This window comes from Burkholderia sp. BC1, assembly GCF_052683555.1.
The window spans coordinates 1-23,803 of sequence record NZ_JBQYLP010000004.1; the positions used below are offsets into that span (position 1 = coordinate 1).

A 23,803-nucleotide genomic window follows, 5' to 3' on the forward strand; every position below is an offset into this window, starting at 1 on the left:
TCTTCGCTAAAGGGGCCGTTTTTGATGCACCGGCCACGATCCCCGTAAACGCCCGCCGGCGCGGGGTTTCGGCGATTTCACATGGCGGGAAATTGATGCGCTTTGACGCGTAAACGGACAAAAATCACGCGCCGTCCTGTGACGCGGACCGGCGCAGTCGACCTTATCCGTTCCGACGGGCCGTCCGGCCTTCGAAATCATCGATCAGCCACGACGCGCCAAGCGCGAGCGCGGCATTCCGCGACACGCCAGACGCCTGCGCGACCTGATCGAGGCGGGCGAGCAGGTCAGGATCGATATCGATGCTGATTTTCACTTTCGGCCGGCGTGCGGCAGGCCTGCCGCTCGGCGTGACCGGCGTTTCGGCACGGGCGTCCGGCGCGCCGGCGATGAATGCGCCGATTGCCCCGCCTGCATTGGACGTCGGTTTTCTCGTAATGGACATTTGAACCCCTATCAAATAGATATCGTTTCGATATCGAGTCGATATCCGTTCGATACCGACTCGATCGCGTTTAGCGCGTAGCGGCCGCCGACACCACGCCGAACACCGCGTCTTGCAAACGTTCGATTTCGGCGCACGCGACCGGATCGCGGCGCGGCATTTCTTCAACGTGAAGGCCGGCCGCGCTGGCATTGGCAAACGCCTTGCGGCGGTGAATGCGATACGGGAGCAATTCCAAGCCGTCATAGCCTGCGATCACGGCTTCGGCGTCGCGGTTGTCCGCGCCTTGCACGTCGGCGCAGTTGAGGAACGCGCACGCGCGCAACGCGCGCACCTTACGCGCCTCGGCCAACAGCTTGGCCATATCGTCGAGCGCCCACACGTCGAACGATCGCGGCATGACCGGGACGAGGACCACATCGGCGGCCATCATGGCCGCCCGAAACGCGCTGGAATCCCGGCCACCAGCATCGACGACCACATGATCGAACTGCCCGGCGTGCTTCGTCAGCTCGGCATGCAACGTCGTGCCGTCATAGTAGGCTGCCGTGGCGACTGCTGGCCGGTTGCCCTGCAAACGCGCAGCCATCGCCGACGCGCTCGATTCCTGACGATCGCCGTCGACGAGCCAAACGCGTGCGCCGGCTGCCGAAATGCCGGTCGCGAGCTGCACTGCGATCGTCGATTTGCCGACGCCGCCCTTCGGATTTCCCACGACAACTATCATTGCTCACCCCTATATAGAAACGATATCTACTCGATATCGACTCGATATCACCCCGGTATCGCGTCGATATCCCCTTCGCGCGGCCGCTATACGTCGAGCCGCATTTGCGCCCCGGCCGGGCGCCGCGGTTGCGGCGGCTCGGCGGGCGTCATTTCGAGCCGTGCGCGGTAGGTGTGTCCGCACACGACGTTGTCGCACTGGTAGTCGATTTCCCACACGAGGGGCGCTTTCCGTTCCAGTGATCGCGCGATGCCGCGCGCGTCGCAGTGCGGACAGGCAATCGTGAACCTCATTGCGCGCGCTCCAGCAGGCCGAGCGACGTGCGCGAATCGACGTAGCCGTGCAGGCGCGGCGACGGCCGCACATCGAGCGCCACGTCGGCGCGCGGCGACGACGCCGGCGACAGCGAATAGAGAATTTCCAGCCCGGCCGGCGTCCTGTACTCGCACGCATCGCACACGAAATAGAGGCGTCGCATCGTCGCGGACATGCCTTCGGTATGGCGCGCTTCAATCTCTGCGCCGCAGCATGGACAGTCGATCGTCATTCGTGACATGGTTTCCTCGCTCTACAGGTTCCGTTGACCCCGTTTCGCGTCGTTCACTTCCCCGCTGACGCTGTTTCTACTTGCGCGCGCTGCGCGAGCGCTCGAGTCGGCCACCCCTGACCGATCCGATCGCGTACAGTTATTGACACCAGTCCAAGGGCGGGCGGCTTCGCCGCCGCGCCGAACCACCCGCCACTCGAAGCGCGTCGACGGCACGAAAATCTGCGTCTCGCGCGAGTACGCGCAAAGCCCGTCGACGATGCGTGCGACACCGATCGCCTCGACACCGTGCGGCACGCGCACGGGAGCGATGCCGTACCGGCCTTCCCGGTGCTCGACGGTATGGCGCACATAGACCATGCGCGCTTCGCCCGCAATGCCGCCCATCGCGCGCGAGTATTCCGCCCAATCGGCCGCGTGCTCGTCCGTTTTTTGCGCGGCGATCCACGCGGCGCGAATGCGCGGCGCCTCTTCCTCGCTCGGCAAGTCCTCTTCCTTGACGCGGCGCAGCTCGCGCCACACGCCGACCGGCGCGCCACCGAACTGCTGGAACTGCCGGATGCCCCACAACGCCGCCCACGCTTCGACGCGCTGCGACGGAGTGATCTCGTCACCGTCCCACATGTCCGCTTGGATCACATACCCGTCCTGCGTCTTGTGCTCGCCGACCGCGTGCCCGTCGATGTTCTTGCTGATGTACTTCGCGACGTAGCCGACCGCCGATCCCTTCGCGCGGTCGATCATTTCGAAGCGCACGCGATGCAGCTGCGCGCCCGGCTCGTCGCCCGAGTCTCGCAAGCCGTGCTTGCGCATCACGGCGCAAAAGCGCTCGACCTTGTCGGCAAACACGAGACCGTGCCAGTGCGGACAGCCGTCGTGATGCGGCTCCGCGACCCGCATGCCGAAGTACACGACGCCCTCGCGCTTCAGTTCGGCACGGATCCGCTGCCACACTTTCCGCAAATACGCTTGCCCGTCGCGGGGCGACAGTTCGGCATAGACGGGGTTCGGCTCAACTACGCCGCCGGTCGTCCGGACGGCGTGAAAACGGCTCGGGCAGGTCAGCGTAAACATCACGCCGCGCAGCTTGGCGTCGTCGGCGAGCTCTTCGAGGCCGCGCAGTCGCGTGAACAGCTCGCCACGTTTGAGCGCCTTATTCGACATGCCCTTCGCGGCCAGCTCGGCAAGCGTGAACTGCTGCCCGAGCTCGTTTTCGACCGTGACGGATTCCAGCGTGCGTGTGTTGCGCCGGTTTTGCGCAATACGTCGGCGCACCGCCTCGTCGCTCGCGTATGGCTCAGCGCGGCGATGCACATAGTGCAGGCGGATATTGCTATGTTCGAGCATCCGGATATGCTTCTTCCGCAACTGGCGGCGCCACCAGAGCTCGCACCGCACGCGCGCAATTTGGCCGGCCGGATGGTCGCAATCTGGCATGTCGATGCCGTACGTGCTACATGCGTTGCGCGCCACGATGAGCGCGTCGTGGAGGCTCAGCGCGTACGAGCGCATCGCTACGTCATTGGCGATGCGCCGCGCTTTCATGCAGATTTCGTGATCGTTCGCGTCAGGGCGCACCGGCAGGTGCGCAGGGGCATGCTCGTCGAGGAATTCACGGATCGCGCGCGCTGCCTCGCTCACGTCAAATAGGCGATCCGCGAGTGTCTGTCCCGGAACAGGGTGTTTCGCCGCGCTGGCGCGACCGGCTTCCTCTGCTTGGCGCAGGGCGCGCCGGAACCACTTCGCCGGCAGGCGCTTAAACGCCACCTTCGTTTCCGGGATGTCAGACAGGACGCTCGAAGCGTCGCGCGCATAGACCCACATCAGGCGCACGCCCTCGCGTCGTTGCGGAACTCGTCGACCAGCTCAATACGCATGCCGACCCATCGCATTACCGGAACCGCCATGCTGTTGCCGAGCGCCTTGTAGCGCGGACCATCGGCAGCCGGCTTGCCGCGCACATTGATGAGCGTGTAGTCGTCGGGGAAGCCTTGCAGCCGCTCGCATTCGCGCGGTGTAAGGCGACGCACGGACGTCCCAGTCACCACTCCGTTGTGACGTCGCGAGCCGTTATTGGAGTCGAGCGTCGCGTGTGCTTCGCCCAGCCGCACGCCGGACTGACTGGATTGGAATGCAACGGCTAGATGACCGCCCCCGTTCCGATGCGATCCGGCGTGGCCCATGCTGCGCATCGTTGACGCAATCTCGCCTACACCGAATCCGTTCTGTCCGGAAGCCTTGCAGTCGAAGGCAATCGCCGGCGCGTGAGCGTTTGCCGCGAGCGGATGGCAAGCATCGCCCGCGCGCGGTTGGCTGCGATTTGTCGAACTGGTGATCTGCGTCGTGTCGAACGGAACCGGGACAAGCGGCGTGCCGCGCCCGGTTCCATCTTCGCTCGCGTCAAAACCTTCGCCGCGAAGGGCGTGAGCGATCAAGCCGCCGTCGCAGTCGAGATCGGGTCCGTACCCGCCACTGCGGCTAGTGCGCGCGCTAAGGGTGGAGGCAATTCCTTGCCCCGTTTTGCGGCTCGGCGGAGGATGCCCGAGCAGGCTTTCGCGCTCAAAAAGTACCGCTGCGGCACGTCGCCAGTCTCCAAGATATCCAACAACGAACACGCGGCGGCGTCGCTGGGCCACTCCGAAGAATTGAGCGTCAAGAACCCGGTAGGCGTACCCATACCCGAGTTCCGCCAACCCTCCGAGGAAGGTTCCAAAATCCCTTCCGCCGTTTGATGACAGGACGCCGGGGACGTTTTCCCAGACCAGCCAGCGGGGAGCGTAGCGTTCAGCAATGGCAAGATAGGTGAGCATGAGGTTGCCACGCGGATCAGCCAGTCCCTTTCGGAGTCCGGCGACGCTGAAGCTTTGGCAGGGAGTTCCGCCGACGAGAAGATCGATAGCTGCATCGGGCCATTCCTTGAACGTGGTCATATCGCCGAGGTTCGGCACGGTCGGGTAGTGATGCGCGAGAACAGCGCTCGGAAACGGCTCGATTTCGCTGAAGAAGGCGGGCCGCCAACGCAGCGGATGCCACGCGACGGTCGCCGCTTCGACGCCGGAGCACACGGAACCGTAGATCATCGGTCTCGCTTCCCGTTACGCGCGATGCTGTTTCGCCGAAATCGGCCATGCAGGCTCGACGCCGTTGTCCGGGTGCACCCCGCACCACGCAATCACGCCGACGATGGTGATGAGCCAGATCCCCCACAGCGGCATCGGCTTTTCGTTCTTCGGTTGCTTCATCACTCCCCCTATCGGATCACCCATCGACGCCGCGCCATCTGCGCCAGAAGCGGTCGCAGCTCGCGCATTGCGGCCGCGTTCGCTTGATCAGTACGCGCCGTGCGCGGCGGGTTGTAAACGACGAACGGGGGCACCAACACCCCCGCTCCGATGCCAAACTCGGCAAGGTCGGCGGCCAGAAAATCGCGCGAGCCGTCGCCTGCGCGTTCCTCGCGCGCCGCGCTGATCATGCTGCGCGGCGCTCACGCGAAGCGCGGGTCATTTCAACCGCGTCGAGCGCGTTGTCGAATGCTTCATCGCGGGTCATCAGGAACTGCTCTCCCTGCTTCGCGTATTCGGTGTACCAGTGGAACTCCCGCCGGCCGTCCACGGCCTTCGCGATGAAGTACCCACCACTACCGAGCCGATCAAAGAACGGCCCGACCTCAACCACGCCGGGCGACACGACCCGCGGCAATGCGAGCTCGATATCGGGGTCAGTCATGCGGCCCTCGCGATGGAAAGATGCGAGCGACCTTGTTCGCGCGCGCGGCGCGCGTTCTCCGCAATCGCTCGGCGGCGATACTGCGCGCGCTGCGCTTCGTTGTGGGCATGCAGCTCGCGGCGAATCGCTTCCGATTCGTCGCGCACTACGTTAGTAGTCCGATTCATCGTCACCATAAAGACTCCGCTCAAAACGGCGTTGACTCAGCCGCGCATGGCCGGCTGCGGGATACTCGCCTCGGGTTTTGCTCTTGTGGCCTGCCGGTCGATACGCTCGATCTCGGCGAGCAGAAGCGCGGCGGCCTTCACGAGATTGCGCCGGCTATCGGCAGGCTTCCAGCATTCGCCCGACCATCCTTCCGGCCAGAATTCGAGCGCTGCGGCTTGGCTCCATCCGCTTCCGATGAGCGCGTAAGCGGCGGCGGCCGCCGACATAGCGCCGGCGCGATTTTCGTCGTCGGCACGGAACGTATAGCCTTCGACGTCAATTTGTCGCCGTCGCTCGGCCAGCACGTCGCGCGCAGCGGCCGTAATGCCAACGGTCGCCCCCGGCGGCACGCCGCGGAACATCGCGGCGCGATTGCTTCGGTCAGTGGCGAGCAGCCGGCGCAGCGTCGCCAGATCAGCCGCTGACGGTGCTCCCAACGGCTTAATCACGCACACGGTTCGATCACCAGCCGGATCGGCAATCGCGTCCAACTCGCGCGCAAGCGGCTCACCACGAGCGAGCAGCGAGCAGCGCACGTCGTCACGCGTCGGGTGCGACAGCGCGACCCCGGCGCGCTGAATCTCGAAGGCCCAGAGCTCGCACTGGTGGCCCGACAGAAGCGCCTTAGCGTTTGCGATGATCCTGTCGGCATACTTCAGCTCGCGATACATGCGGCTCGCATCCGGGCCGTCGATCGCGGCCTGCCGCTCGTCTGCGCGAGTAATTCCCTCGCCGCTCACACCGTCGCGCTCATTTGCGTTCGACCACGCAATCTTTTGTTCGAACGTCAGCACGGATAGCGCCGTGCGGATGATTACGTGTGCCGCGCGCAGCTCCGAGCGCAGTTCGTGGTTCATCGTGCTCATGCAGCATCCTCCATCACCGAGTTGTCGCGACGCGCGAGAATATCGCCGCGCGTTTTCATGCCTGCCTCGAAGGTGCGCGCCAACGTGCCGCGTTTGATCGCATCCCGCACCCGCTGCCGGGCCGTAGCGATCGCAGCGTCGCGCGTTGCGCCCCACCCCGCACGCATGCCCGTTTCGATGTTCGTTACAACAAAGCGTTGCTCATCGTCCGGGCGCTTGCGCGCGTTGCAGTGGATGCCGAACGTCATGCCGACGTTGTTCTTGATGTCGACTGGCTCACCGCGCAACACCACGAGTCCCGAGACCGACAGAATCCCGTAGACGATCGTGCTCATGCGCCCGCCCCTGCGAGCGCGGTGCGGTCAGTCCACAGTTGGACTAAGCACTGCATGGAATCCATGAGCGCACGCCACGCGGCGTCTGCGGTTTGCTGAGCCAGCGTGATCGCGTCGTAACGCGGCTGTGAAAATTGCAACGAAATGTGCTGCATTTGACTTCCCCTTGTTCAACCCCTTGAACGGTTTCCTGCACTAAGGTCGCCCGGCGGCTGGGTAGCTATTCCAGCACCGGCGGGGTTGTGAACCGGTTGCCGGGACGACAGCCGGAGAATAGTTCAAGTAACTCGTACTAGTCAACAATGCTCGTACGTATGACGTCGTCATACGTTGCAGAAGGTCGAGCGTTCAACTACCCTTGACGTCGGGTTGAATTGATTTCAAAGGGGTTTTCTATGAAGACGACTGTCGAATGGCTCGACGCCGTTAAGGCGCGGCTTGACCTTCCGTCCGACTACGCGGCCGCCAAGGCACTTGGCGTCACCCGCTCTACCATCAGCGGCTATCGGACGGGCCGTTCCGTTTTCGATGAAAAGACGGCGATCCGCGTCGCCGAAATCATGGGAATTGATCCGTTCGAAGTGATCGCAGCTGCGCATGCTGAAAGCTCACGCGACGATCGCACGAAGGCAATTTGGGTTCATGCCTTGGAAGTTTTTTCCAAGGGTCTTCAGGGTTTTCGGTGGCTGGCGCTACCCGCTAACGCTTGCGGGGCTTGGGCTCCGCAGGTGTAACGCCAGCTAAAGTTAGCTTCTTTGGGTGACCAGTTTTCACCTTATGTCAAGTCACGAATCTCCCAAAACAAACCAGAACTCCATCCCCACTGACCGCACACGCCACCCACCGGCGGCGCGTGCGTCCGTCCTTCATCAAACCACCGTCAAACCGCCATCACCGTCACCGACTTCGTGACGAGATACGGCTCGAGCGCTTCCGGACCACCCTCCGAGCCATAACCCGAATCCTTCACGCCGCCGAACGGCATTTCGGGCCACGGCGTCGCCGGCTGATTGATCCACAGCATCCCGACTTCGAGTCGCTGCGTCAGCAGATGCACGTTCGCGAACGAGCGCGTGAACGCGTAGCCGGCCAGACCGTACGGCAGCCGGTTCGCTTCGGCGATCGCATCCTCGAGCTTGTCGAAGCCGCGGATCGCCGCGACCGGACCGAACGGCTCGTTATTGAACACGTCCGCTTCGAGCGGCACGTTCGCGAGCACGGTCGGCGCGAAGAAGTTGCCTTCCGAGCCGATCCGCTCGCCGCCGGTTTCGACGCTCGCGCCGACCTTGCGCGCGTTCTCGACGACCGACGCCATCGCAGTCAGCCGGCGCGGGTTCGCCAGCGCACCGAGCGTCGTCCCTTCCTCAAGCCCGTTGCCGACCTTCAGCCCCTCGGCATGCTTGACGAGCGCGCGCGTGAATTCGTCGCGAATGCTGTTGTGGACGAGAAAACGCGTCGGCGAGATGCAGACCTGGCCCGCGTTGCGGAATTTGGCGCCACCGGCCGCCTTCACCGCCAGCGCGACGTCCGCGTCCTCGGCGACGATCACCGGCGCGTGACCGCCGAGCTCCATCGTCGCGCGCTTCATGTGTTGACCGGCGAGCGCCGCAAGCTGCTTGCCGACCGGCGTCGAACCGGTGAACGTGACCTTGCGGATCACCGGATGCGGAATCACGTACGACGAGATCTCGGCCGGATCGCCGTACACAAGGCCGATCGCGCCTGCCGGCACGCCGGCGTCGACGAACGCGCGCAGCAGCGCGGCCGGCGATGCAGGCGTTTCTTCCGGCGCCTTGACGAGGAACGAGCAGCCCGTTGCGAGCGCAGCGCTCAGCTTGCGCACGACCTGGTTCACCGGGAAATTCCACGGCGTGAACGCGGCGACCGGGCCGACCGGCTCCTTCACGACCGTCTGCTGCGCGCCGAGGTTGCGCGGCGGCACGATGCGCCCGTACACGCGACGCCCTTCATCCGCGAACCATTCGATGATGTCGGCCGCCGACAGCACTTCGATCCGCGCCTCCGTCAGCGGCTTGCCCTGCTCCTGCGTCATCAGTTGCGCGATCGTATCGGCGCGCTCGCGCACCAGCGCCGCGGCCTTGCGCATCGTCGCCGCGCGTTCGTGCGCGGGCACCTTCCGCCATGCTTCGAAGCCGCGCTGCGCGGCGGCGAGCGCGCGATCGAGATCGGCGATGCCCGCGTGGGCCACCTTGCCGATCACCTTGCCGGTCGCCGGGTTCACGACGTCGATCGTCTTCCCGCTCGCGGCGTCGACCCACTCGCCGTCGATCAGGAGTTGCGTATCCGTATAAGTCACGTTTGCCATCCAGACACCTCTGCTTTACGTCGAAAAAGCGTGCCGCCGCGGACGGCGGCACGCCGGTTATCAGGGGCGTCGCCGACGCAATGCGCGCGGCGGCGTTCGGTGCGGGCTCGTCGCCCGCGGTTCGGTCGGCATGCCGGCCGGCACTGGCCGGCATGCGATCGCGGATCGGTGTCGCCGACGATCCGCACGGCACTCATTGCGCGGCGGCGGTCGCCTTGCGCAGCTTCGCGACTTCCGCGGGCTGCACGGCCGGCGCGCCGTTGCTCCATCCGGCGCGCATGAACGTCAGCACGTCGGCGATCTGCCGGTCGTTCAGCTGGCCGGCAAACGCCGGCATCGGATACGCGGAAGGCACGCCGCCGATCACGAGCGTGTCGCTGCCGTTCAGCGTCACGTTGATCAACGACGACGCATCGCGTTCGAGCACGTTCGGATTGCCGGCGAGCGGTGCGAGCAGCGGCGCGTAGCCGCGCCCGTCCGTGCCGTGGCAATGCGCGCAGTACGCACTATAGACCTTTGCGCCCGGATCGGCCGACGGTCGCGCCAGTGCAGCCTGCGTCGCCTTCGCATCATAGCGGTACTCGGGCGCGCCCGTGCCGCCTGCCGCGGGCAGCGACTTCAGGTAGCGCGAGATCGCCGCCAGATCGTCGCCGGTCAGTTCCTGCGTGCTGTGGTTGATCACGCTCACCATCGAGCCGAACGCGGTCGCGTGCCGGTTTGCGCCGGTTTTCAGGAACTGCGCGACGTCGGCCTCGCTCCAGCGGCCGAGCCCCGTATTGTGCTCGCCCGACAGGTTCGACGCGAACCAGTTGTCGATCGACGCGCCCGACAGGAACGCCGTGCCGCTTTCGTCGAGCGCCTTCTCCTGGAAGCCGACACCGCGCGGCGTATGGCACGAGCCGCAGTGGCCGAGCCCTTGCACGAGATAGGCGCCGCGGTTCCACATCGCGTCCTTCGCAGGCTTGTCCGCGTACGGCGTCGTGTCGAGGAACACCATGTTCCATAACGCGAGCGGCCAGCGCATGTTGAGCGGCCACGGAATGTCGGACGGCCGGTTCGCCTGCTTCACCGGTTCGACGCCGTGCATGAAGTACGCATACAACGCCTTCACGTCGTCGTCCCTCAGCTTCGCGTACGACGGGTACGGCATCGCCGGGTACAGCCGATGGCCGTCCTTCCCGACGCCCTTGCGCAACGCGTCGGCAAATTCCGCTTCCGTATAGCCGCCGATACCGGTTTCCGTGTCGGGCGTGATGTTCGTCGTGTAGATCGCACCCATCGGCGTGACCATCTTCAGGCCGCCCGCGAACGGCGTGCCGCGCGGCGCGGTGTGGCACGCGACGCAGTCGCCGGCTTTCGCGAGATAGGCTCCGCGCGCGACGAGCGCGCTGTCGGCGGGCGCCGCTTGCGCCGCGTGTGCGGTCGTCGCGGTCACCAGTGCCGACAGCGCGAGCAACGATGCGCAAAGCGCACGCGCACTCAGGTTCAGGTTTCGCATGGTCGCCGCTCCCCTCAGGCCGTTTTCAGCTGGTTGCCGATCGGCAGCTTGCGCAGCCGCTTGCCGGTCGCCGCGAAGATCGCGTTCGCGACGGCCGCGGCCGTCGCCGCGGTGCCGGGCTCGCCGATCCCGCCCGGCGCTTCGCCGCTCTTCACGATATGCACGTCGATGGGCGGTGTCTCGTTGATCCGCAGCACGCGATAGTCGGTGAAGTTGCGTTGCGTCACGCGGCCGTTCTCGATCGTCACTTCGCCGTACAGCGCGCCCGTGATGCCGAAGATGATGCCGCCTTGCACCTGCGCCTCGATCGTGTTCGGGTTCACGGTCATCCCGCAGTCGACCGCGCAGACGACGCGCGTCACGCGCACTTCACCGTCGTCGACCGCGACGTCGGCGACGATCGCGAAGAAGCTGCCGAACGCATGCATCACCGAGACGCCGCGCCCCTGCCCTTGCGGCAACGCCGCGCCCCACCCGGCCGCTTTCGTCGCGATGTCGAGCACGTTGCGCGCACGCGGCGTCTTGTCGAGCAGCGCGCGCCGGTACTGGACCGGGTCGGTTTTGGTCTGCGCGGCGAGTTCGTCGATGAAGCTTTCGACGACGAAGGTGCTGCGCGTCGGCCCGACGCCGCGCCAGAACGCGGTCGGCACATGGCGCGGCTCCTGTCGCACGTAGTCGATCAGCTGATTCGGGACGTCGTACGGCAGATCGATCGCCACCTCGACCGCGTCGGGATCGACACCGTCCTTGAAAGCCGGCGGCGCGAAGCGCGCGAGGATCGACGAGCCGACGATCCGGTGCCGCCATGCGATCGGCTTGCCGTTCGCGTCGAGCGCGGCCGAGATCCGGTCGTGGTAGCACGGCCGGTACATGTCGTGCTGGATGTCCTCTTCGCGCGTCCACACGACCTTCACCGGCGCGCCGACCTGTTTGGCGATCTTCACGGCCTGGCCGATCATGTCGGTTTCGAGCCGCCGGCCGAAGCCGCCGCCAAGCAGGTGGTTGTGCACGACGATGCGCTCGGCAGGCAGGCCGGTGATCCGCTGCGCGGTGTCGCGGGCGCGCGTCGGCACCTGCGTGCCGACCCACACCTCGCAGGCGTCGCTGCGCACGTGCACGGTACAGTTCACGGGTTCCATCGTCGCGTGCGCGAGCAGCGGCTGTTCGTACACCGCGTCGACGCGCGTCTTCGCGTTCGAGAAGGCATGGTCGACGTCGCCGTCCTTGCGCGCGACCGCACCCTTGCCGTTCGCGGCCGCCTGCGCGAGATCGGCGAACAGATCCTTCGTCGACACGTTGGCGTTCGCGCCTTCGTTCCATTTGACGACCAGCGCCGATGCGCCGCGCTTGGCCGCCCAGGTGTGATCGCCGACCACCGCGACGGCATCGTCGACGCGCACGATCTGACGCACGCCGGGAATCTTCTTCGCAGCCGTATCGTCGACGCTCGCAACGGTGCCGCCGAACACCGGGCTGTTCACGATCACCGCATAGAGCATCCCGGGCAGCCGCACGTCGAGTCCGAACTGCGCGACACCGTCGACTTTTTCCGGCGAATCGAGGCGCTTCGCGGGCGTGCCGATCAGCTTGAACTGCTCGGGCTTTTTCAGCGCGACGTCTGTCGGCACCGGCAGCTTTGCAGCCGCATCCGCAAGCTCGCCGTACGATGCGCGGCGGCCGCTCGTCGGATGGCGCACCTCGCCGTTCTCCGCGTGACAGGCAGCCGGGTCGACGTTCCATTGCTTCGCGGCCGCCGATACCAGCAGCACGCGCGCGGTCGCACCGGCGCGACGCAGCGGCTCCCATGCGTAGCGCACCGACGTCGAGCCGCCGGTCAACTGGCCGCCGAGCAGCGGATCGAGGAACAGCTTTTCGTTCGGCGGCGCATGATCGAGCGTCACGCTCGACAGCGGCACCTCGAGCTCTTCCGCGATCAGCATCGGCAGCGCGGTGTAGACGCCCTGCCCCATCTCGACCTTCGGCATCACGAGCGTGACACGGCCGCTACGGTCGATCTGAACGAATGCGTTGGGCGCGAACACGCCCGCCCGCGCGGGCTCGTCCGCGTCGCCGCCAATCACCGAGCGCCGCGTATCGTCGCCCGCGGCCGGCAGGCTGAAGCCGAGCAGCAGTCCGCCGCCGGCCGCCGCGCCGAGCGACACGCCGAAGCGCAGAAACGAACGGCGCGACATGGCGGCGCCGGCATGGCCTGCTTCGATCAGTCCTCGCGACATGTCAGGCCTCCTGCGCGGCTTGCTTGATCGCCGCACGAATCCGGTGGTACGTGCCGCAGCGGCAGATGTTGCCGGCCATGGCGGCGTCGATGTCGGCGTCGCTCGGCTTCGGGTTCGACGCGATCAGCGCGGCGGCCGCCATCACCTGGCCGGACTGGCAGTAGCCGCACTGCACGACGTCGAGTGCGCGCCATGCCTGCTGGACCTTTTGACCGGCCGGCGTCGCGCCGACGGCTTCGATCGTCGTGATCTTGCGGCCCGCGACCGCCGCGACCGGCAACACGCACGAGCGCGCGGCGACGCCGTCGAGATGCACGGTGCACGCGCCGCACTGCGCGATGCCGCAGCCGAACTTGGTGCCGGTCAGGCCGACGAGATCGCGCAGCACCCAGAGCAAGGGCATGTCGTCGGGGGCGTCGACCGTGCGGGTCTCGCCGTTGATGTTCAGAGTGACCATTCAGCCTCCGGGGCCGGTGTGTGGGGAAGCGGCGCGATGGATGCGCCGTGTCGTCGTCGCCGCCGCGCGCGGGCGCGGCGGCTGCATGCGGCCCCGTCGCGACGGGGCGCGGTACGCGATACGTCAGTCCGCGACGTCGATGCCGCTCAGCACCTTGATCACCGGCGGCGACGCGAACCAGTCGGCGGATTTGTCGCGGAACGCGACGAAGTACGGGCTCGCGAGGTGTGCGTCGAACGCGGCCTGGTCGTCGTAGACTTCGAACAGATGCAGGTTCGGCGAGCCGCCCTCTTCGCGGAACAGGTCGTATTGGCGATTGCCCGGTTCGGTGCGCGTCTTCGCGACCATGCTGCGCAGTTCAGCCTCGACGGCTTGCGCGTGTTCGGGTTTCGGAAACAGCGAGGCCATCACGTAGAGCGCCATGATTTCTCCTTTGAAAAAGCGATCGACAACGTAGCGGGCCGACGTCTTCCGACGCCGGTCCGCGGATGCGTGGAACGGTTACGCGAGTTCGTCAGGGCCGACGCGCACGACGACCTTGCCGAAATTCTTGCCGGCGAGCAGGCCGATCAGTGCGGCCGGCGCGTCGGTCAGGTCGGGGATCACGTCTTCGAGCACCTTCACGCTGCCCTGCGCGACCCATTCGCTCATGTCCTTCAGGAACGGCGCATAGCCGGTCGCATAGTAATCGAGGATGATGAAACCCTGCATGCGGATGCGCTTGCTCAGGATCGTCGTCATCAGCTTCGGCAGACGATCGGGGCCGGCCGGCAGCGCGGTGTCGTTGTAATGCGCGATCAGCCCGCATACCGGCACGCGCGCGTGGTTGTTGAGCAGCGGCCAGACCGCGTCGAACACGGCGCCGCCGACGTTCTCGAAGTACACGTCGATCCCGTTCGGGCAGGCGGCCTTCAGCTGGCTCGCGAAGGCGGGATCGCGATGGTCGATGCATGCGTCGAAGCCGAGCGTGCCGGTCACGTACGCGCATTTGTCGGCGCCGCCCGCGACGCCGATCACGCGACAGCCCTTCAGCTTCGCGATCTGCCCGACGACCGCGCCGACCGCACCGCTCGCGGCCGCGACGACGACCGTTTCACCGGTCTTCGGCTCGCCGATCGTGAGCAGCCCCGTATATGCCGTGAATCCGGGCATGCCGAGCACGCCGAGCGCGCGCGACGGATGCGGAAAATCGCGGCCGAGCGGAATCAGGTCGCTGCCGTCGGACAGCGCATAGTCCTGCCAGCCGCCCGTCGCGACGACGAGGTCGCCCTCGCGGAACGCCGGCAGGTTCGACGACACGACACGGCTGATCGTGCCGCCGACCATCACGTCGCCGAGTTGCACGGGCGGCGCATACGACGGCGCGTCGCTCATCCGGCCGCGCATGTACGGATCGAGCGACAGCCATACCGTGCGCAGCAGCACCTGCCCGGCGCCGGGTGTCGGCACGTCGCCGGTTTCGAGGCGGAAGTCGTTGGCGGTGGGCGCGCCGACCGGGCGCGAATTGAGGACGATACGGCGGTTTGCGGTCTTGCTTTGCGACATGTGAGCCTCCGTCAACAAGGATGCGTGTGCACGCACACGATCGAATCAGGAAACGACGAGCGGACTACGCGCGATCCACGATGCGCTGCGATCGCCCCGCTGCCCTTGCAGGGGCGGATGCTGCGAGGGCAAAAACGGGGGAGGAATCGCGATCGCCATGAGTAGACCAGTCGTCTAGTGTGATAGGTAAAAACAAGGCGCGCCGTAGCGCGCCCGCTTATGTCCGCACCTCGTCGGGCGCGGACGGCGGCAGGTTCAGCAACTGCCGCGTCGCGGCCATCGCGGTTTCGAGCGGCTTGCGGTTGCGGTGGATCTTCTCCAGCAGCGTCGCACCGAGCCACAGCTCGTACAGCAGCGCGGCCGTGTGCGGCGGATTCTCGATGCCGCGCAGCGAACCGTCCGCGAGGCCGGCTTCGATGCATGCCGCCAGCCGCTCGACGATCTGGCTCGTGCCGCGCCGCAGTACCGCGCGCATCGCCTCGGAGAGGTCGGACACTTCCGCGCCCAGCTTCACCGCGAGACACTTGCCCTCGGGATCGTCCGCACACTGCGTGTGCAGCCAATTGCTCCAGTACGTCATCATCCGCTCGGCGCCCGTGCCGGGCTGGCGCTCGAACAGGTTGTCGAGATGCTCGAGGTAGCCTTCGAAATACGACTCGAGCAGCGCTTCGCCGAACGCCTCCTTCGAGCCGAAGTAATGGTAGAACGACCCCTTCGGGATGCCCGCCGCAGCGAGAATCTCGTTCAGACCGACCGCCGAAAACCCCTTGTGGAGCATGATCGGCTTCGCGATGTTGAGGATGTGCTGGCGGACTTCCGCGCCCGAGGATGCATTCATGATGGCGTATGGTAGCAGCGATTAGACCGGTCGTCTAACGGCGTTGGCGCGACGTCTTGCGCGTTGCAGTTTGGTCGCTTTTGGGTCGCCGTGAACGTTGGCCTGCTTCCGGTTGGTCAGCATCACGCCGGTTTGGGCACGCGGCGCCGCGCGATCGGTTTTGTGGGGCGTACGGCCGACACCGGCCGGATCGGCCCGCGACGCGCCGTCACACGCGGCGCCGACGCCCGCTCGGCACGCAGCGCGTCGAGCTCGGCCGCGCTTGCCGCCTGTGCGGCGCGTGCGCCGTCGAGCTGCCCTTCCAGTACGCCGCAGCGATGCTGGCTGTCGGCAAGCTGCGCCTGCAGCGCGCCGATTTCGCGGCGAAGTTGTGCGTCGCGTTCGTCGGCGCGCGCGTTCGTCGCGTCGAGTTCCTTTTGCAGTCGTGCGGCAGCCTGCCGCTCGCGATCGATTTCCTGTAGCGCGCGGCGCTCCGACGCGCGCAGACGCTCTTCCGCCCGGCTCGCATCGTCGCGCAGCCGATCGAGCTGTGCGCCGAAGTCGGCGCGCGCTTGTGCGAGCGCGCGAGCGCCTTCCGCGTTATCGGCCTTCAGGCGTTCGATTTCGGCTTGCTGCGCGCGGCGCGTGGCGTCGTCGGCCGCCCTCGCCTGCTCCAGCTCCTGAATCCTCACCTGTGCCGCGAGCAACGCGGCCGTGCGCTGCTCGAGCGCGGTTTCGGTGCGGGCCAGCTCCGACTGCAAGGCGGCGACTTCGGCCTTGGCCGCTGCCCGTTCGGCTTCGACGTCGGCGCGCAGCGCGTCGAGCGCCGCGGCCGCATCGGCCGACGATCGGGTCCACAACGTTGCGACCAATTCTCCGGCGGCGGCCTGCAGGTCTGCCGGCAGGTCCGGGTGTTCGATGCGTACGCGGCTCTTTTCCCTCAATTCGGCCCAGAACTCGCCGAGTACAGCCGTCGGCGTGCTCATGCTGCCTTTGCGGACGAGTTGATACAGACGGTTCGCAGTCGGCGTGATGCCGAAGCGGAAGAACAGCAGCGCGCAGACCTCGCGGTAAAGTTCGCGGGTTTTCGGGAAGGCGGCCTTCAGGCGGTCGATTTCGGCGATGAGGCGGGATTCGTCGGCGGTCAGGTCGGACATGGCGGATGCGCGGAGAATTTTCGTGAATAATATAACGTAAACCGTTAGATTTTAGATTATCTCGGGTATTTTATTTGACATTACTTCTATAATGTCGAAATTGGCTATGCCGCTTCGCGCGGTGGCGAGTCTGCATCGGCGTCGCCATGGCACCTCCTTCCTTTCGCGCCGGTTCCAGGTCGTTCGCTGCGCTGCGCTGCGCTCCGTCATGCGCGTGCCACCATCGGCCGGTAGCGTTCGAGGCTGCTCCCGATTCGACAGACGAATTCGCCATGCAGCGTCCGACACGCGTCACGCCTCATCTCCACACCGCCACTTCCCGCGCCCTCGCCATCGGTCTCGCGATCAACGCCTTGTTGCTCGCGACCGAACTCATAGCCGGATGGGCGGCGCACTCATCCGGCCTGCTCGCCGACACGCTTCACGCCGCGGTGGATCTCGCCGCGGACGCGCTGCTTCTCGTCGCCTGCCGCATGGACGCACGGCTGCCGCCGGAGCGCCGACCGACGTTCGAGCCGATCGCCCTTGCCGGGCTTGGCACGTTGCTCGTCGCGATGGGGTTGCAAATGATCTGGCAGGCGGCGACGCACTTCGACACGCCGCCGCGCGTAGCGCCCGGCGCGGTGCCGCTGGCACTGGTAGTCGTGACGCTCGTCGGCAAGGTCGCGCTGTCGCGGTGGCTGCTCGCCAGGGCGCGGGAAACGGGTTCGGCGCTCCTCGAAGCAAACGGCTGGCATGTGCGCGCCGACGCGTTGTCGGCATTGCTCGCGACGGTCGCGATGAGTGCGGCGTGGGTGGGACTCGGCCGCATCGACGATCTCGCCGCGCTGGCGATCGGCGCGATCGTGATCCGGACCGGCGCGGGTTTCGTTCGGCGGGCCTGCGCGTATTGGCCGGGTCTGGCGGCGTGGGCGAGCCGTTCGATCCGGTGATCGTGACGTCGATACGGACGGCGAGTGGCCGGAATCGTTCTGTCAGGGCAGCGCGGTGGATCGAGCGCGGCGGGCGCCGTCGTCACACAACGGTGGTTACATGCGAGCGGCCGACGGAGCCAATTGTCGACAGCCGGAGCAAGGCACCGGTCGCCGCCCTCCTTTTCTTCATTTGATACCGCCGAAACAGCGGCACTTCCTGCGGCTGCGGCAACAGTTTGCGTAGTCCGCTTGGGCAGCCGAGGGTGCCGGCAAGGCGTCACTCGACGATGACGTTGCCATGGCTCGCTGACGCCACGACGGTCGCTCGGACAGCCGCGAACCGTTGCGCGGCGTTTCGTCTCGTCGTATCACGCGCTTCGATCTGACAGGCTATCGTTTGTTTTTGTCGAATACAGGTTGTAGTTTGTATTTTGCCGATACATACCATAGACTGTATTCTTCGATGACAAACGATCGCCTGTATTTCGCCGGAGCGCCCATGTCCTTCCCCGTCCAGACGCTGGCCCAGTTGCGCCCGATCCTCGTCGGCTTCCGCAAATCGGCCGGGCTCACGCAGGCGCAACTCGCGGCCCGCCTCGGCGTCACGCAGCAATCGTACGCGCAGCTCGAAGCGAATCCGTCTGCAGTCAGCATCGAGCGGCTTTTCAAAGTGCTGAACGTGCTCGGCGTACGTCTGTCGCTCGATCCGGCCGCTTCGGCCGATGTCGCGCAAACCGCCGCTGCCGGCAGCGCTCGCACGCGCGCAAATAGCCGACGCGGCTCGGCACCGGCCGACACCGCGGCCGCCACTGCTGCACCCGTTGCACCTAGCACACGGTCGGCGCGCCGGCGTTCGTCGTCCGCACCGGCCGCTACCGGCACGGCCGCAGCCGCAGCTGCAGCGAAAACGCCCGTCGCCGCCGCCGGCAAACGGACGCCCGCCACGCCGCGCAAACGCCGCGTCGCAAAGCGGGAGGACTGGTAACGATGGTCGTCCGCACCACCCGCCACGATCGTCTCGATCTATGGATGAACGGCATCCCGGTCGGCTACTGGGAAGTCAGGCGCGGCGTCGAGCGCCTCGTCTATCTGCCGACATGGATCGACGATCCGCAAGGGCGGCCGCTGTCGCTGTCCCTGCCGTTTACGCCGGGCAACCAGCCGCATCACGGCGCGGTCGTCGCCGGCTACTTCGACAACCTGCTGCCGGACAGTCAGCCGATTCGACGCCGCATCGCGCAGCGCTACCGGCTCGGTTCGACGTCGCCGTTCGAGCTGCTTGCGTCGATCGGCCGCGACTGCGTCGGCGCCCTGCAACTGCTGCCGCCCGACGAAACACCGGTCGATCTCGACACGATCGAAGGCACCGTGCTCGACGACGCTGCGGTCGCCGACGTGCTGCGCCAGTCGACCGCCGCGCCGTTGCCCGGTCATGCGGAACACGAGGCCGACCTTCGGCTATCGATCGCCGGCGCGCAGGAAAAGACGGCGCTGCTGCGTCACGGCAACCGCTGGCTCGTGCCGTCCGGCAGCACGCCGACGACGCACATCTTCAAGCTGCCGCTCGGACGCGTCGGCAACATGCAGGCCGACATGCGCACGTCCGTCGAAAACGAGTGGCTGTGCTCGAAGATCGTCGCCGCTTATGGCCTGCCGGTCGCGCATTGCGACATCGGCCGGTTCGACGATCAGAAGGTGCTGATCGTCGAGCGCTTCGATCGCCGGCTGTCGCGCGACGGCACGTGGATCCTGCGGCTGCCGCAGGAGGACATGTGCCAGGCGACCGGCACGCCGCCGGCGGCGAAATACGAATCGGACGGCGGCCCCGGCATCGACACGATCATGGGCATCCTCGCGAATTCGGTCGATGCCGCGCGCGACCGGATGAACTTCTTCGTCGCGCAGCTCGTGTTCTGGGTACTCGCGGCGATCGACGGCCACGCGAAGAATTTCAGCATCGCGCTTCTGCCCGGCAACACGTATCGCAGCACGCCGCTGTACGACGTGCTGTCCGCGCATCCGATCATCGGCACGCGCCGCAACCAGCTGGCACCGCGTCGCGCGCGACTCGCGATGGCCGTCAGCGGGAAGAATCGTCACTACGCGATCGCCGACATCCAGCCGCGCCACTGGATCGCGCAGGGACGGCGCGTCGGCCTGTCCGACGACGACGTACGTACCGCGCTGGCCGCCGTCGCGGCGCGCACGGAACCGGTGATTGCCGAAGTCGCCGCACACCTGCCGGCCGATTTTCCGGCCGATGTCGCCGACGCGATCTTCGACGGCATGCGACGCCAGAGCCGCAAGCTGATCGGCGCGTAGCGCGGCGCGGCAGCCTGCCCGCACGCCCGCACACGCATCGGCAAAGCGCGGAAGGCCGGACCGGCCGGCCGGGCGCAGCAGGCGGCGCCCGCGTTCAGCTTGCGTCGCGGGCGCGCGCGAGCGCCGCGAGATTGCCTTCGCCGAAACCGTGATGCCCCTTGCGCTGCACGATCTCGAAGAAGATTTCGCCAGGCCGGCGCTTGACGAACGTCTGGAAGAACAGGCGCGGCACGCCGTCTTCGCCGATCTCGCCGTCGATCAATACCGCACGACGGCGCAGCGCGTCCAGATCGACGCCGTGCCCCGGCAACCGCTGGTCCACCTCGTCGTAGTAGCGCGCGGGCGGCTCGATGAACTCGACGCCGTTCGCCCGCAACGCGTCGACCGACGCAAGGATGTTGTCCGTCGCGAGCGCGATGTGCTGGACGCCCTCGCCCGGATGGTCGGGCAGATACGCGTGCATCAACTCGGTGCGGCGCGTGCCTTCCTCGTACACCGGAATCCGCAGCGCGCCGCATGGCGACACCATCACGCGCGACTCCTCCGACACGTGCCAGTGCGCATCGATTTCGTGAATCTCGCGGAAATGCAGCAGATCGTGGTAGAAGTCGAGCCACTCCTGCATGCGCCCGGCGCCGACCGTCTGCGTGAAATGGTCGACCTGCTGCAACCCGGTGCCCGCGAAATCGAGATCGGTGTGCGCGGTGGCGATGTCGATCGGCCGGAAATCGATGTCGAAGATCGAGATGTCGCCCACGCCGCCGCGCTGGCCGTTGCGCCCGCGCCAGCGATCGACGAAGTACAGATGCGAATCGCCGATGCCCTGGATCGCCGGAATCTTCAGCTCGCCGACGCCGACGCGCTCGCCCTCGAACGCCCACGCGCCCAGTTCGATCGCGCGTTCGAACGACCGCCGCGCGTTCGCGACGCGGATGCCGATCGCGCAGACGCCCATCCCGTATTCCTCCGCATAGCGTGCGGCGAACGAGTCCGGTTCCGCGTTGATCAGGAAATGCATCTGCCCCTGCCGATACAGTGTCACGGCCTTGCTGACGTGCCGCGCGATCGCCTTGAAGCCGAGCTGCTCGAAACGCTGTGCGAGCACGTCCGGCACCGGCGCCGCGAACTCGACGAACTCGAGCCCCGCCATCCCGAGCGGATTGGCGGCCGGATCGTCGACGGGCGGCGTATCGCTGGACAGTGGATGGGGATTGCCGGACATTCCAGTCTCCGAGGGATGCATTCTATGGGGACGAGGCCCGGCGCAACCGCATGTCGGGCCGCCGAGACGGCCGACATCCGCCGGCACCGGGCGAACTTTCGATGGTGCAGATTTTAACCAGATCGTTCACGGCGGCACACCCTGGCCGAACGGCCAATTGCCGGGCCGCTCAGTGCAAACCCCAAAAGCGTTCGATAAACGCACGTAATTGAACGATAATCGCGCAACTCGACCGATCGGCTAATTGCCGGCGTGCGGCGCGCGCCCTATTCTCCGTTCACTCATCGACTCAATGCAGCATCGGCGCGGCACCGGCCCGCGAGCCTGATGCGCCCGTGCCAGGAGACATCAACATGACCCCGACCTTCGACACCCTCGACGCCGCTGCCGGCGCCCGGGCGCGCACCCAGGCCCGCAAGGCCGCGATCGGCAGCTTCGTCGGCGCAGTCGTCGACTGGTACGACTTCCTGCTGTACGGGATTGTCGCCGCGCTCGTATTCAACGCGGAGTTCTTTCCGAAAGTAAGCCCGACGATGGGGACGCTCGCGGCGTTCGCGACGTTCGGCGTCGGCTTCCTGTTCCGTCCGCTCGGCGGCGTCGTGTTCGGCCATTACGGCGACCGGCTCGGCCGCAAGCGAATGCTCGTGCTGACCGTGATGCTGATGGGGCTGTCGACGGTCGCGATCGGGCTGCTGCCCACGTTCGCGACGATCGGCTGGTGGGCGCCCGTGCTGCTGGTCGCGATGCGTGCGATCCAGGGCTTCGCGGTCGGCGGCGAATGGGGCGGCGCGGCGCTGATGGCCGTCGAAAGTGCGCCGAAGCAGAAGAAGGCGTTCTACAGCAGCGGCGTCCAGGTCGGCTACGGCGTCGGGCTCGTGCTCGCCACCGGCATCGTGTCGATCCTGAGCCACACGCTCGGCGACGCCGCGTTCAAAACTTGGGGCTGGCGCTTGCCGTTCGTGTTCAGCATCGTGCTGGTGCTGATCGGGCTGTGGGTGCGCAAGAGCATGGACGAGTCGCAGGAGTTCGTCGAGAAGGTCGAGCACGGCCACCGCAAGGTGCGGCTGCCGGTGCTGGAAGCGCTGACGCGTCATCCGAAGGCGTTTCTGCTGATCGTCGCGCTGCGGCTCGCGGAGCTGTTCACGATGTACATCGTCACCGCGTTCGCGCTCAGCTATTCGACGTCCAACCTCGGCATGTCGCGCGATCTGTTCCTGAACATCGGGCTGCTGGTCGGCGCGGTGAGCTGCGTGACGATTCCGTGCTTCGCCTGGCTCGCCGATCGCTTCGGGCTGCGCCGCATCTATCTGATCGGCGCGCTGATCGGCCTTGCATCGGCGGTGCCGTTCTTCGTCGCGCTCGAGTCGCGGTCGATCGCGTGGATCGTGCTGTTCTCGATCCTGCTCGCGAACGCGGCGCACGACATGGTCGTCAGCGTCCAGCAGCCGCTGTTCACCGAACTGTTCGGCGCCGAGTATCGCTACAGCGGCGCGGGCGTCGGCTACCAGTTCGCGAGCGTCGTCGGCGGCGGGTTCACGCCGTTCATCGCGGTCGGCCTCGTGAGCCTGGCCGGCGGCTCGTGGCACCTCGTCGCCGGTTATCTCGCGGCCGGCTGCCTGATTTCGCTCGTGGTGGCAGCGCGGATGCGCGCTGCGGGCTGACGTCTTCCGCGCGGCTGCCAGGCGTGCGGCTCGATCACACGCGAACGAGGCGCGGCACGCGTGTATAGAGGCGTTCGACAAGCTCGCGCGCCTTTTCGCCGTAATGCAATTCGCGGTGGCAATTCGGGCAAATTGCCACCGCGTTCGAGATGACGTCGGGCCCTCGCTCCGCCAATCGGCGCACGTGATGGACTTCCAAGTACGGCAATCCGTCCGCGTCCGCGAAAGGCGCGGGATTGCCGCAGCATTCGCATGTTCCGCGCGCCTGCGCCAACACCCACGCCTTGACGGCCGGATCGCGACGAACCTGCGCCACGGTCGCGTAACCGACTTCCGGCCGAGCATTGCCTGCCGGCGGCGCAACCGGCACCCTCTTCAACCGGTCTCGAACGTCGAGCTCGAATTCGACGACGGGCGCCGTCGTTCGATATTCCCGCTCGTTGATGAACTGCTCGATCAGCACGCCGTTGGCGCCGACGTTTCTCGCCGGTTTGAGTCCGGGTAGCCAATCGCGGCCCATCAGCGCCAACACGTAGGAAATATTCTGCATCCGGTATTCGAATGCCTTTGCCGTGCGATGGAATCGCTCGGCAAGCGCCCGATAGACCTCTGTCTTGACATAGCGACGCTTCGCGCGCTCGCTGTCGAGCATTTCGAGATATGTGTCGACCGAGGCACGAAGTTCTTCATGTGTCCATGGTCGTCCGTCGGCAGGTGCTGAAACCTCGTCGGATATAGGGGCTTGGGTAGGAGAAGTCGGCATCGATCACGGCGCTCAAAAATCCGTGTGCGATTTT

27 protein-coding genes are annotated in these 23,803 nt (G+C 66.3%); 5 read left to right on the top strand and 22 right to left on the bottom strand.

Features of this window, described 5'->3' with window-relative positions; genetic code table 11:
* Nucleotides 1-163: 163 nt before the first annotated feature.
* The 12 genes from ACSHSS_RS03175 to ACSHSS_RS03230 all read right to left on the bottom strand — a co-directional run bounded on the left by ACSHSS_RS03175 (nt 164) and on the right by ACSHSS_RS03230 (nt 6,853).
* Nucleotides 164-445, bottom strand: coding sequence for a ribbon-helix-helix protein, CopG family (locus ACSHSS_RS03175; protein ID WP_233622257.1), 282 nt, complete (start codon nt 443-445; stop codon nt 164-166).
* Nucleotides 446-515: 70 nt separating this feature from the next.
* Nucleotides 516-1,172: an AAA family ATPase gene (locus ACSHSS_RS03180; RefSeq protein ID WP_105772878.1), complete on the bottom strand. Its 657-nt coding sequence runs from the start codon at nt 1,170-1,172 to the stop codon at nt 516-518.
* Between the two features lie 86 nt (nt 1,173-1,258).
* Entirely contained in the window at nt 1,259-1,465 is a 207-nt protein-coding gene (locus ACSHSS_RS03185) for an ogr/Delta-like zinc finger family protein (RefSeq protein WP_200021677.1), read from the bottom strand.
* Complete coding sequence (locus tag ACSHSS_RS03190) at nt 1,462-1,728, bottom strand: ogr/Delta-like zinc finger family protein (protein WP_043280812.1); 267 nt, start codon at nt 1,726-1,728, stop codon at nt 1,462-1,464. The genes ACSHSS_RS03185 and ACSHSS_RS03190 overlap by 4 nt, the downstream gene beginning before the upstream one ends.
* A gap of 12 nt (nt 1,729-1,740) precedes the next feature.
* Nucleotides 1,741-3,543 (bottom strand): replication endonuclease, encoded by a 1,803-nt coding sequence (locus tag ACSHSS_RS03195; RefSeq protein ID WP_105806603.1) that lies wholly within the window; start codon nt 3,541-3,543, stop codon nt 1,741-1,743.
* The gene (locus ACSHSS_RS03200) at nt 3,543-4,799 is read right to left on the bottom strand and encodes a DNA cytosine methyltransferase (protein WP_200021676.1); all 1,257 of its coding nucleotides are present in this window, start codon (nt 4,797-4,799) and stop codon (nt 3,543-3,545) included. The genes ACSHSS_RS03195 and ACSHSS_RS03200 overlap by 1 nt, the downstream gene beginning before the upstream one ends.
* Nucleotides 4,800-4,814: 15 nt before the next feature.
* Nucleotides 4,815-4,961 carry a hypothetical protein gene (locus tag ACSHSS_RS03205; protein WP_175794665.1) on the bottom strand — a complete coding sequence of 49 codons (147 nt, stop codon included), beginning with the start codon at nt 4,959-4,961 and terminating at the stop codon, nt 4,815-4,817.
* An 8-nt stretch (nt 4,962-4,969) separates the two neighbouring features.
* Complete coding sequence (locus ACSHSS_RS03210) at nt 4,970-5,191, bottom strand: hypothetical protein (protein ID WP_006413667.1); 222 nt, start codon at nt 5,189-5,191, stop codon at nt 4,970-4,972.
* The gene (locus tag ACSHSS_RS03215) at nt 5,188-5,445 is read right to left on the bottom strand and encodes a hypothetical protein (protein WP_006413700.1); all 258 of its coding nucleotides are present in this window, start codon (nt 5,443-5,445) and stop codon (nt 5,188-5,190) included. The genes ACSHSS_RS03210 and ACSHSS_RS03215 overlap by 4 nt, the downstream gene beginning before the upstream one ends.
* Nucleotides 5,442-5,621 (bottom strand): hypothetical protein, encoded by a 180-nt coding sequence (locus ACSHSS_RS03220; RefSeq protein WP_006413680.1) that lies wholly within the window; start codon nt 5,619-5,621, stop codon nt 5,442-5,444. The genes ACSHSS_RS03215 and ACSHSS_RS03220 overlap by 4 nt, the downstream gene beginning before the upstream one ends.
* A gap of 27 nt (nt 5,622-5,648) precedes the next feature.
* Complete coding sequence (locus tag ACSHSS_RS03225; protein ID WP_200021675.1) at nt 5,649-6,518, bottom strand: hypothetical protein; 870 nt, start codon at nt 6,516-6,518, stop codon at nt 5,649-5,651.
* On the bottom strand, nt 6,515-6,853 hold the full coding sequence (locus ACSHSS_RS03230) for a hypothetical protein (RefSeq protein WP_006413695.1): 339 nt from the start codon (nt 6,851-6,853) through the stop codon (nt 6,515-6,517). Before ACSHSS_RS03230 ends, ACSHSS_RS03225 begins: the two co-directional genes overlap by 4 nt.
* A gap of 395 nt (nt 6,854-7,248) precedes the next feature.
* Between ACSHSS_RS03230 and ACSHSS_RS03235 the strand changes: the two genes are divergently transcribed.
* Nucleotides 7,249-7,587: a DUF3693 domain-containing protein gene (locus tag ACSHSS_RS03235; RefSeq protein ID WP_043280814.1), complete on the top strand. Its 339-nt coding sequence runs from the start codon at nt 7,249-7,251 to the stop codon at nt 7,585-7,587.
* Nucleotides 7,588-7,733: 146 nt separating this feature from the next.
* Here the strand turns inward: ACSHSS_RS03235 and ACSHSS_RS03240 are convergent, their stop codons facing one another.
* From ACSHSS_RS03240 to ACSHSS_RS03275, 8 genes are all read right to left on the bottom strand, one after another.
* Nucleotides 7,734-9,179, bottom strand: a complete 1,446-nt coding sequence (locus ACSHSS_RS03240; RefSeq protein ID WP_217059908.1) for an NAD-dependent succinate-semialdehyde dehydrogenase — start codon at nt 9,177-9,179, stop codon at nt 7,734-7,736.
* A gap of 193 nt (nt 9,180-9,372) precedes the next feature.
* Nucleotides 9,373-10,677 carry a c-type cytochrome gene (locus tag ACSHSS_RS03245; RefSeq protein WP_445544567.1) on the bottom strand — a complete coding sequence of 435 codons (1,305 nt, stop codon included), beginning with the start codon at nt 10,675-10,677 and terminating at the stop codon, nt 9,373-9,375.
* Nucleotides 10,678-10,691: 14 nt separating this feature from the next.
* Entirely contained in the window at nt 10,692-12,911 is a 2,220-nt protein-coding gene (locus tag ACSHSS_RS03250) for a molybdopterin cofactor-binding domain-containing protein (RefSeq protein WP_445544568.1), read from the bottom strand.
* Nucleotide 12,912: 1 nt separating this feature from the next.
* A complete protein-coding gene (locus ACSHSS_RS03255) occupies nt 12,913-13,368 on the bottom strand; it encodes a (2Fe-2S)-binding protein (RefSeq protein ID WP_060099058.1) in 456 nt (151 codons plus the stop codon).
* 123 nt (nt 13,369-13,491) lie between these two features.
* The gene (locus tag ACSHSS_RS03260; protein ID WP_006403529.1) at nt 13,492-13,791 is read right to left on the bottom strand and encodes a putative quinol monooxygenase; all 300 of its coding nucleotides are present in this window, start codon (nt 13,789-13,791) and stop codon (nt 13,492-13,494) included.
* A gap of 78 nt (nt 13,792-13,869) precedes the next feature.
* Nucleotides 13,870-14,913: an NADP-dependent oxidoreductase gene (locus tag ACSHSS_RS03265; RefSeq protein WP_445544569.1), complete on the bottom strand. Its 1,044-nt coding sequence runs from the start codon at nt 14,911-14,913 to the stop codon at nt 13,870-13,872.
* Between the two features lie 217 nt (nt 14,914-15,130).
* Nucleotides 15,131-15,751, bottom strand: coding sequence for a TetR/AcrR family transcriptional regulator (locus tag ACSHSS_RS03270; protein WP_060099060.1), 621 nt, complete (start codon nt 15,749-15,751; stop codon nt 15,131-15,133).
* 122 nt (nt 15,752-15,873) lie between these two features.
* Nucleotides 15,874-16,887, bottom strand: a complete 1,014-nt coding sequence (locus ACSHSS_RS03275; protein WP_217120855.1) for a DNA-binding protein — start codon at nt 16,885-16,887, stop codon at nt 15,874-15,876.
* A 272-nt stretch (nt 16,888-17,159) separates the two neighbouring features.
* On the opposite strand from ACSHSS_RS03275, the gene ACSHSS_RS03280 reads away from it, so the two are divergent.
* From ACSHSS_RS03280 to ACSHSS_RS03290, 3 genes are all read left to right on the top strand, one after another.
* Nucleotides 17,160-17,819 carry a cation diffusion facilitator family transporter gene (locus tag ACSHSS_RS03280; protein ID WP_006411822.1) on the top strand — a complete coding sequence of 220 codons (660 nt, stop codon included), beginning with the start codon at nt 17,160-17,162 and terminating at the stop codon, nt 17,817-17,819.
* 481 nt (nt 17,820-18,300) lie between these two features.
* Nucleotides 18,301-18,786, top strand: a complete 486-nt coding sequence (locus tag ACSHSS_RS03285) for a helix-turn-helix transcriptional regulator (RefSeq protein WP_445544602.1) — start codon at nt 18,301-18,303, stop codon at nt 18,784-18,786.
* A gap of 2 nt (nt 18,787-18,788) precedes the next feature.
* The gene (locus ACSHSS_RS03290; protein ID WP_445544570.1) at nt 18,789-20,123 is read left to right on the top strand and encodes a type II toxin-antitoxin system HipA family toxin; all 1,335 of its coding nucleotides are present in this window, start codon (nt 18,789-18,791) and stop codon (nt 20,121-20,123) included.
* 94 nt (nt 20,124-20,217) lie between these two features.
* Here the strand turns inward: ACSHSS_RS03290 and ACSHSS_RS03295 are convergent, their stop codons facing one another.
* Complete coding sequence (locus tag ACSHSS_RS03295; protein ID WP_217059896.1) at nt 20,218-21,345, bottom strand: 4-hydroxyphenylpyruvate dioxygenase family protein; 1,128 nt, start codon at nt 21,343-21,345, stop codon at nt 20,218-20,220.
* 353 nt (nt 21,346-21,698) lie between these two features.
* Here ACSHSS_RS03295 and shiA point away from each other — a divergent pair, with 353 nt between their 5' ends.
* Nucleotides 21,699-23,006 carry a shikimate transporter gene (gene shiA / locus ACSHSS_RS03300; protein WP_039218025.1) on the top strand — a complete coding sequence of 436 codons (1,308 nt, stop codon included), beginning with the start codon at nt 21,699-21,701 and terminating at the stop codon, nt 23,004-23,006.
* Nucleotides 23,007-23,040: 34 nt separating this feature from the next.
* Here shiA and ACSHSS_RS03305 read toward each other — a convergent pair whose 3' ends face one another.
* Complete coding sequence (locus ACSHSS_RS03305) at nt 23,041-23,658, bottom strand: HNH endonuclease (RefSeq protein ID WP_230975297.1); 618 nt, start codon at nt 23,656-23,658, stop codon at nt 23,041-23,043.
* Nucleotides 23,659-23,803: the final 145 nt, after the last annotated feature.